This is a genomic window from Streptomyces sp. NPDC058231, from assembly GCF_042882275.1.
Classification (GTDB): domain Bacteria; phylum Actinomycetota; class Actinomycetes; order Streptomycetales; family Streptomycetaceae; genus Streptomyces.
In genome coordinates this window covers 1-1,053 of record NZ_JBHVWN010000195.1, presented here as the reverse complement: position 1 = coordinate 1,053, position 1,053 = coordinate 1, and the positions used below count along the sequence as shown (strand labels likewise).

General features: G+C 66.8%; 1 pseudogene. It reads left to right on the top strand.

What is annotated here, in order from left to right:
* Positions 1 to 4: 4 nt before the first annotated feature.
* A pseudogene (locus ACFVXE_RS39250) lies at positions 5 to 1,053 on the top strand (hypothetical protein); the annotation flags it as partial.

Below are 1,053 nucleotides of genomic sequence, written 5' to 3'. Positions count from 1 at the left end.
CCAAGTGATCAAGCCTGAGGCGATACCCCAGTTCACCGGTGATCTGGAGCAGTTGGAGAAGGACTACGCGGGTCTGAAGGCGGACGCGGGTCACATCCGCACCACCGGGTCCGGTGTCCACACCCAGTTCCAGGGGCTGTCCGCGTACTACATAGCGCCCGAGGCGGAGAAGCTCTTCGGGTCGACGAAGCCGGTCCAGGACCGGGCCGACTCCTTCGGCGACGACCTGGAGAAGGTCTCCACCGCCCTGTCGGACTACGCCACCGAGGTCCGTCCGCTCCGCGACAAGCTCGCCCAGCTCAAGACCGACGCGACGACGTTCGTGAACAAGGTCAAGGACGACGACGACTGGGAGTACGACGAGGACAAGATCCACGAGCACAACCAGCTCCGCGACGACGTGACCAACACCGTCGCCGCGTTCTGGGCCGCCGAACGCACCTGCCACAACAAGATCACCGCCCTGTTCCACGGCACCCAGATGGTCGCCGGCGACGGATCCGACCGAAAAGACCAGTACGGGTTCAACGCCGACGACCTCAAGAACGCCAAACTCCCCTGGGGCGACCCCATGGAGGAGAAGCACCACGTCTGGGAAGTCGGCCACTGGGTCAAGTCCTTCGTCTGGGACGGCCTGATCGTCGACGGCATCTGGGGCACCATCAAGGGCCTGGGCACCCTCGTCGGCTTCGGCGGCTGGGACGCCATGGGACAGGCCTGGAAAGGCCTCGCCCAACTCGCCACCGGCCTCGCCATCACCTCCATCCCCGGCGCCTCCACCCTCTTCTGGGCGCTGCCCGACGACAAACTCCCCTCCTGGCTCCGCGACTCCCGCACCGCCATGAAGGAGACCGGGAAGGCACTCGTCGCCTGGGACGAATGGGGCAAGAACCCCGGCCGCGCCGCCGGAGCCGTCACCTTCAACGTCCTGACCACCGTCTTCACCGGCGGCGCGGGCGGCGCAGCAGCCGGAGCCGGCAAAGCCGGCGCCGTCGCCAAGGTCCTCTCCGTCGCCGGCAAGGCCGGCAAATTCATCGACCCGATGACCTACAT